Raw genomic sequence first — 6502 nt, 5'->3', positions numbered from 1 at the left:
TTAAGCTTCTCTGCGCCGATGGTACTGCACTCGGGAGGGTGTGGGAGAGTAGGTCGCCGCCGGACAATCTTTGAGGGGGTTCGACGCCTTGGGCGCCGGACCCCCTTTTTTTGTGTTCAATGGGTGCCTAGCGTGGCGGCCGCGACCACCAGGAGCATCGTGCCGGAGACGGCCGAGATCCGGCGGGCGGCCTTCGGGGTCCGGGTCAGAGCGTGGCTGGCCCGTGCCGTGGCCAGGGCGAGCAGGCCGTACAGGACGGCGCAGTTCGCGACATGGAGCAGGCCGAGTACGGCGAGTTGAAAGCCCAGGGGGACGACCGTCTCCGTGGAGATGAACTGGGGCATCAGCGACAGGTAGAGCAGCACGCCCTTCGGGTTGAGCAGGGCCGTGAGCATGCTCTGTCGCAACACCCTGCCCGTGGGCTGCGGGGTCGCGCCCGGGAGCGGGGTGGCGGGGTTCCTGAGTGACGCCAGGGTCTTGATCGCCAGGAAGACGAGATACGCGGCGCCGGCGTACCGCATCGCGGGCAATGCGGCGGGGACTGCGCGAAGTGCGGCGGCGAGGCCGGCGGCGGCCAGGACCGTGTGCACGGTGTAGCCCGAGCAGATCCCCGCCACCGCCGTGAGGCCGGTGCGGCGGCCCTGGCCGAGCGAGCGGGCCATGACGTAGAGCATGTCGGGGCCCGGCGTGCAGATCAGCAGCAGGTCCATGCCCAGGAAGAGCACCAGCAGCCGGGTTTCCATGAGAACCACCTCCTTGTGGGACGGTAGTCAAGGAGGGCTGGCACGCGATGGTCTGTTCGTGCTGCTTCGGGCGGGGGAGTGGCAGGATATTGCGCTGTGGACAGGATTGACCGCAGAATCCTCCAGGAGCTGCAGCGGGACGGGCGGCTGAGCAACACCGAGCTGGCCGACAGGGTCGGGCTCACACCGTCGCCGTGCCTGCGCCGGGTTCGGCAGCTGGAGGAGTCCGGCGTCATCCGCGGTTACCGGGCGCTGGTCGACGGGGACGCGGTGGGACGGGGGTTCCAGGCGTTCGTCACCGTGGTGATGAGGTATGAGGATCATGACACGGTGGCGGAGTTCGAGCGGCTGGTGGCGGGGATGCCGGAGGTGGTGGAGGCGCACCGGCTGTTCGGCGATCCGGACTTCCTGCTGCGGGTGGCGGTTGCGGATCTGGCGGCGTACGAGCGCTTCTACTCCGAGACCCTCTCCGGGCTGCCGGGGGTGGCGCAGGTGACGTCGCACCTTGCAATGAAGGCCGTGAAACCGGACATGGGTCTGCCGGTGGACGCTTAAGATCCGACGCCCGCACGTCACGCGTTCCACGTCCGCACGGCGCATATCAGCGTCTGCACGGTGGATGTCGGCGCTCGCACGTCGCGCGTCCACGCCCGCACGGCGGATGTCGGCGTCTGCCCGGCGTGGACCTACGCCCGCACGGCGGATGTCGGCGTCTGCCCGGCGTGGACCTACGTGCGCACGGCGGATGTCGGCGTCTGCCCGGCGTGGACCTACGTGCGCACGGCGGATGTCGGCCTCTGCACGGCGTGGGTCCACGCCCACGCGTTGCGCGTTCACGTGCGCAGAGCGGATATCAGCGCCCGTACCGCGAATGTCGACGCCTGCACAGCGCACGTCGACGCCTGCACAGCGCACGTCGGCGCTCGCATAGCGCACGTCGACGCCGCGCATGTTGCCAGGGCCGTCGCGTGGCTCGTGTGCCTCTCAAGCGACCGGCCATGGCGTCGCGTCGCGTCCGACTCCGTTTGGCGTCAGAGCGCGGCGGCATTGTGTCTGATTCCCGCTCAAGGCGTCAGAGCGCGTCGGTGTAGGCCTTGGCGAGGCGTTCCATGACGCTTGGGCCGTCCCGTTCCGGCGACGGGGCACCGAGGTGGATGGTCCGGAGCTCGGCCATGAACTCGCTCCACAGCTCCGGTCCGCCGGCCGCGAGCAGTTCCGCTCGCACCCGCAGCCGCTTCGTGGTGGGGCGGTGGCGCAGCCCCCACTCGCCGAGCTGCGCGAAGATCGGGACCAGCTGGATCGACGCCTCGGTCAGGCTGTAGGCGGCCCGCCGTCCGGGCCCCGCGTCCTCGCGGGTCAGCAGGCCCGCGTTCACCAGGCGCTTCAGCCGGTCGGCCAGGATGTTGGAGGCGATCCCCTCCTCGGAGCCGGCGAGCAGCTCCCTGAAGTAGCGCCGGCTCCCGAACATCACGTCCCGCAGCACGAGCAGGCTCCAGCTGTCACCGAACGCCTCGACCGCGGCATTGATCGGACAGCCAGAACGCGCCGACTCCGCCATCTCACACCTCACCTCCGAACTGGTTGCAATCTACCACCGGGTGGCCTAGCGTGAGGCTACCGGTTGCAAATCGCAAGCAGATGTAGGAGGCAACGTATGAGCGACACCGAGCCGCAGACCGCGGGCGGAAAGGTGCTCTGGCACTTCACGATGTCGCTGGACGGGTTCGTGGCAGGGCCGAACCACGGGATGGACTGGATGGTCGGGGCCTCGTTCCGGCCGGACCTGGTCGATGAGTACGTCGAGACCACAGGCGCCGTGCTGGGCGGTCGAGACGGCTGGGACCATTACCCGGATCCCAGCGGCATCTACGGTGGCGCCTGGAAGGGACCGCTTTTCGTGCTCACCCACCACCCCGAGGACGCGACGCCCACCGACGGAGTCACGTTCCTGAGCTGCGACCCGGCCGAGGCGGTGCGGATCGGTCTGGAGGCGGCCGGGGGCAAGAACCTCGAGGTGTTCTCGCCGACCATCGGCCGTCAGCTGCTTGAGCTAGGGCTGATCGACGAGATCGACCTGCACATCGCGCCGGTCCTGCTGGGTGAGGGCATCCGGCTGTACGACAACCCCGGCGGCGAGCCGATCCGCCTCCACCGGCTCGGTGAAGCCGACCCCGCGTCGGTCGTGAACGTGCGTTACCGGCCTGCCACCACGGCGAAGACGACCCCGCCTCGGCCGTGAACGCCCGCTGCCGGTCAGCCGCAACGGCGAAGGCCCTCGAGTAGGTGGGTGCGGCCGTGCCTCATCGGTGGAGGTGACGTCGCGTCGGTCGTGAACGTGCGTTACCGGCCCGCCGCAACGGCGAAGACGACCCCGCCACGGTCGTGAACGTGTGCTACCGGGCCGCCACAATGGCGAAGGTGCCCGGGTAGGTGGGGTGCAGCCGTGCACCAGGGGCTGGTGGCACGGCTGCGGTTCGTTCGGGCCTGGTGTGTTACTTGGGCAGGACCAGGAGGGCGTCGCCGACGCCGCGCTCCACGCCGTCCGAGGGCCGGTTGATCAGCTTGTTGCCGACCACCATGGCCGTCGAGCCGCCCCCGTCCAGGTTGATGGCCTGCGTGGCACCCAGCCACCGCATGAACTGGGCGGCCTCGAGGAAGTTCGCCCCCACGGTCACGCCGGGGTTGCGGCCGTCGATGGTGGCGATGATGAGGCTGCCGTTCCTCGTGGTGCCAAGGAGGGTGCGCGGGTGACGGCGCAGGATCATGTTGACGGAGTCGTGGCCGTCCTGCTTGGCGGTGATCTTCACCTTGCCGTTCCGCACGAGGCCGACGCTGCCCGCGATCACGTTGAGGTCCGGGGTCAGCGCGAGCGCCTTGTCGGTACGCAGGTCCACGACCTTGGTGTCGACCTTGACCGTCCAGTCCTGGGAGGCGTGCTCGTTGAGCCAGTCGGCGGCCAGGCCGTTGCCGTGCAGCACCCGCGTCCCGGCGGCCACCGCGGCGCCCGACTCGCGCAGGCCGACGACCTTGCCGTTGGCGTCGAGGACGGCGTCGGTCCCGCCGGTGGGCGTCTTGGCGCCCCACTCCTCGGTGTACAGCACCAGTTCGTCCGTCGTGACAGCCCGGTTGACGCCGTTGACCTCGGTCTTCTGGCCGTCCTGGGAGGTGGCGGTGACGGTGGTCTTCAGCTCGGTGATCTTGGCCGTACGACCCTTGAGGACGACGGCCGAGCGGCCGGGGACGGCCTCGCTGAGCAGCTTGCCCTTGACCACGGACGCGCCGACGGGCTCGCCGCGCAGGGCCTTGTCGGTGTGGATGTTGAAGAAGCCGCCGTTGACGCCGACCAGCGCGTTCTGGGCCTTGGCCATCGACGAGACGGTCTCCCGCTTGGCCACGCTGGTGCCGAGCGAGGCCGCGAACGAGCCGCCGAACGCCCCGGCGTCGATCATCACGACCTTGACGTCCCAGGGACCGGTGGTCTTGAGCCCGTCGTCGCCGAGGTAGTCGACCTTGACCTTCAGCCCCGCTTCCTTGAGCTTCTTGGCGGTCTCCTCGGCCTTCTTCTTGTCGTCGAGTGACCAGAGGCCGACCCGGACCATGTACACGGTCTGGGAGGCGGCGTCGGCGACGCTCGGCCGTACCACCTTCTGCACGCTGGGGGTCTCGCCGGCGGCCTCCACCTCGGCGGCCTTGGACTCGGCGGTCGTCTGCATTCCGTAGTCGCGGCCGCTCGGCATCAACACGGTCACCGTGTAGCCGTCGGTCGCCGAGCCGGCCTTCACGTCGTACATGTCGATGCCCTGCGCGACGGCGGTCATCGTCTTGGTCGGCACGGGCCTGCTGCCCAGCGGGAACTTGGCCGACGGGAACCGCACCGACGCCTGCTCCGCCGCGGCGGGCAGGGTGGTGAGGGAGAGCGCGGCGGCTATGGCCAGGCCACCGGCAAGGGTGCGTCGAGACATGAATTCTCCAGAGGGCGGAAAAGGGACCGCACCATACTGGCGAGATCATGGTCGCCGGGGCAGGCGAACACGCGAAACGGTAAAAGAGGTTACGAGATTGACACCGCAAACGGATACACTTCGCGTATGACACGCATCAGCATGTGGTGGCGGCCGACAGACGGCCGCTGATTTCCTCATGCACGGGCCGTCTTCGAGACGGCCCTCCAAGCGTGCGGTCCTCTCCGAGACGGCGTGACCTGAAAGAGAGAGACCGAAATGAACGACGTCGTACTCACCGGTGACCGTCCGACCGGATCGCTGCACCTGGGCCATTACTTCGGTTCGCTGGCCAACCGTGTCGCGTTGCAGGACAAGTTCCCGATGTACGTGCTGATCGCCGACTACCAGGTGATCACCGACCGCGACCTGCCCGGTGCGATCCAACGCAACATCACCGAGCTGCTGCTCGACTATCTGGCGGTGGGCATCGATCCGGCCAAGGTGACGATCTTCCAGCACAGCGCCGTCCCCGAGCTGAACCAGCTGCTGCTGCCTTTCCTGAGCCTGGTGTCGGTCTCCGAATTGCACCGCAATCCCACGGTCAAGGACGAGATCGCGCACAGCTCGCAGCGGGCGGTCAGCGGCCTGATGTTCACCTACCCGGTGCACCAGGCGGCCGACATCCTGTTCTGCAAGGGCACGCTGGTGCCCGTGGGCAAGGACCAGCTCCCGCACGTGGAGGTGACGCGGCTGGTGGCGCGCCGCTTCAACGAGCGCTACGGCGAGGTGTTCCCGGAGCCCGAGGCCATGATGGGCGAACGGCCGCTGCTGCAGGGGCTCGACGGCGGCAAGATGAGCAAGAGCCGCGGCAACGCGATCGCCCTGTCGGCCACCGAGGACGAGACGGCCGCCCTCATCCGCAAGGCCCGAACCGACTCCGAGCGGCTGATCACCTTCGACGAGACGCACCGGCCCGAGGTGGCGAACCTCCTCACCCTGGCCGGCCTCTGCCTCGGCCGCCCGCCGCAGGACATCGCCGAGGAGATCGGGGACGGGGGCGCGTCCGCGCTCAAGAGGCTGGCCACCGAGGCGGTCAACGAGTTCCTGCGGCCGATCAGGAAGCGCCGCGCCGAGCACACCGAGGAGGAGGTGCGGCAGATCCTGACCGCGGGGAACGCGGCGGCGAGAGAGCGGGCGATCATGACGCTGGACGAGGTACGGGCGGCGATGGGCTTCTAGCGGGGTTCGCGGCGGCGGGCGGTGGTGGGTGGCGGGTGGCGACAAGCATCCAGCGGGGTTCGCGGCGGCGGGTGCTCAGCGTGGCCGGTGGGCGGGGAGCGAGGCCAGGGCCAGTTCGGTGGGGACGGAGCGGAGGGGGCGGCGGTGCCGGGGTGCGCGGAAGCCCGCCGCCCGCAGCAGCTCCGACACCTCCCGGAAGCCGCGCACCCTGCCGCCGGCCGTGACCAGGTAGTTCAGGTCCAGCAGGTGCAGCAGGGCGCGGCTGGCCCGGCCGGGCATGACGCTGTCCCCGAACTGGTCGCCCACCACGACCGTCCCGCCGGGATTGAGGGCCGCGGCCACCCGCCCCAGGAGGGTGGTGGCCTGCGCGTCCTCCAGCCCGTGCACGACGTTGAACAGCAGCGCGATGTCGTACCCGTCACCCAGGTCGCCGTCCAGGAACGACCCGGCACGCACGCTCAGCCGGGGATGGGCGGCGGTGGCCTGGAGCGCCTGCGGCAGGTCCAGCACAGTGGCGTGGAGCCGGGGGTGCCGCCGCAGCAGCTCCAGGCTGAACCGGCCGTGGCCGCCGCCCAC

General features: G+C 69.5%; 7 protein-coding genes. 3 read left to right on the top strand and 4 right to left on the bottom strand.

Features of this window, described 5'->3' with window-relative positions; translation table 11 throughout:
- Window positions 1–116: 116 nt before the first annotated feature.
- Complete coding sequence (locus ACWDX9_RS57870) at window positions 117–743, bottom strand: LysE family translocator (protein ID WP_449971804.1); 627 nt, start codon at window positions 741–743, stop codon at window positions 117–119.
- 96 nt (window positions 744–839) lie between these two features.
- On the opposite strand from ACWDX9_RS57870, the gene ACWDX9_RS57865 reads away from it, so the two are divergent.
- Window positions 840–1298 carry an Lrp/AsnC family transcriptional regulator gene (locus ACWDX9_RS57865; RefSeq protein WP_185071645.1) on the top strand — a complete coding sequence of 153 codons (459 nt, stop codon included), beginning with the start codon at window positions 840–842 and terminating at the stop codon, window positions 1296–1298.
- A gap of 517 nt (window positions 1299–1815) precedes the next feature.
- On the opposite strand, the gene ACWDX9_RS57860 is transcribed toward ACWDX9_RS57865, so the two are convergent.
- Window positions 1816–2301 (bottom strand): winged helix-turn-helix transcriptional regulator, encoded by a 486-nt coding sequence (locus ACWDX9_RS57860; RefSeq protein ID WP_449971801.1) that lies wholly within the window; start codon window positions 2299–2301, stop codon window positions 1816–1818.
- 96 nt (window positions 2302–2397) lie between these two features.
- Here ACWDX9_RS57860 and ACWDX9_RS57855 point away from each other — a divergent pair, with 96 nt between their 5' ends.
- Entirely contained in the window at window positions 2398–2982 is a 585-nt protein-coding gene (locus ACWDX9_RS57855) for a dihydrofolate reductase family protein (RefSeq protein ID WP_449971798.1), read from the top strand.
- A gap of 253 nt (window positions 2983–3235) precedes the next feature.
- Here the strand turns inward: ACWDX9_RS57855 and ACWDX9_RS57850 are convergent, their stop codons facing one another.
- Window positions 3236–4705: a phosphodiester glycosidase family protein gene (locus ACWDX9_RS57850; RefSeq protein WP_449971795.1), complete on the bottom strand. Its 1470-nt coding sequence runs from the start codon at window positions 4703–4705 to the stop codon at window positions 3236–3238.
- A gap of 258 nt (window positions 4706–4963) precedes the next feature.
- Between ACWDX9_RS57850 and trpS the strand changes: the two genes are divergently transcribed.
- The gene (trpS, locus tag ACWDX9_RS57845; protein ID WP_449971792.1) at window positions 4964–5926 is read left to right on the top strand and encodes a tryptophan--tRNA ligase; all 963 of its coding nucleotides are present in this window, start codon (window positions 4964–4966) and stop codon (window positions 5924–5926) included.
- A gap of 75 nt (window positions 5927–6001) precedes the next feature.
- On the opposite strand, the gene ACWDX9_RS57840 is transcribed toward trpS, so the two are convergent.
- Window positions 6002–6502: methyltransferase (locus ACWDX9_RS57840; protein WP_449971790.1), on the bottom strand; the 501-nt coding region annotated here is incomplete at its 5' end.

It is taken from the genome of Nonomuraea sp. NPDC003201 (genome assembly GCF_053590415.1).
This window is presented reverse-complemented; position numbering and strand designations above follow the sequence as displayed.

Coding starts and splice junctions, on each gene's coding strand:
- ACWDX9_RS57870 (WP_449971804.1), bottom strand. CDS start 743: ATGGAAACCCGGCTGCTGGTGCTCTTCCTGGGCATGGACCTGCTGCTG.
- trpS (WP_449971792.1), top strand. CDS start 4,964: ATGAACGACGTCGTACTCACCGGTGACCGTCCGACCGGATCGCTGCAC.
- ACWDX9_RS57860 (WP_449971801.1), bottom strand. CDS start 2,301: ATGGCGGAGTCGGCGCGTTCTGGCTGTCCGATCAATGCCGCGGTCGAG.
- ACWDX9_RS57855 (WP_449971798.1), top strand. CDS start 2,398: ATGAGCGACACCGAGCCGCAGACCGCGGGCGGAAAGGTGCTCTGGCAC.
- ACWDX9_RS57850 (WP_449971795.1), bottom strand. CDS start 4,705: ATGTCTCGACGCACCCTTGCCGGTGGCCTGGCCATAGCCGCCGCGCTC.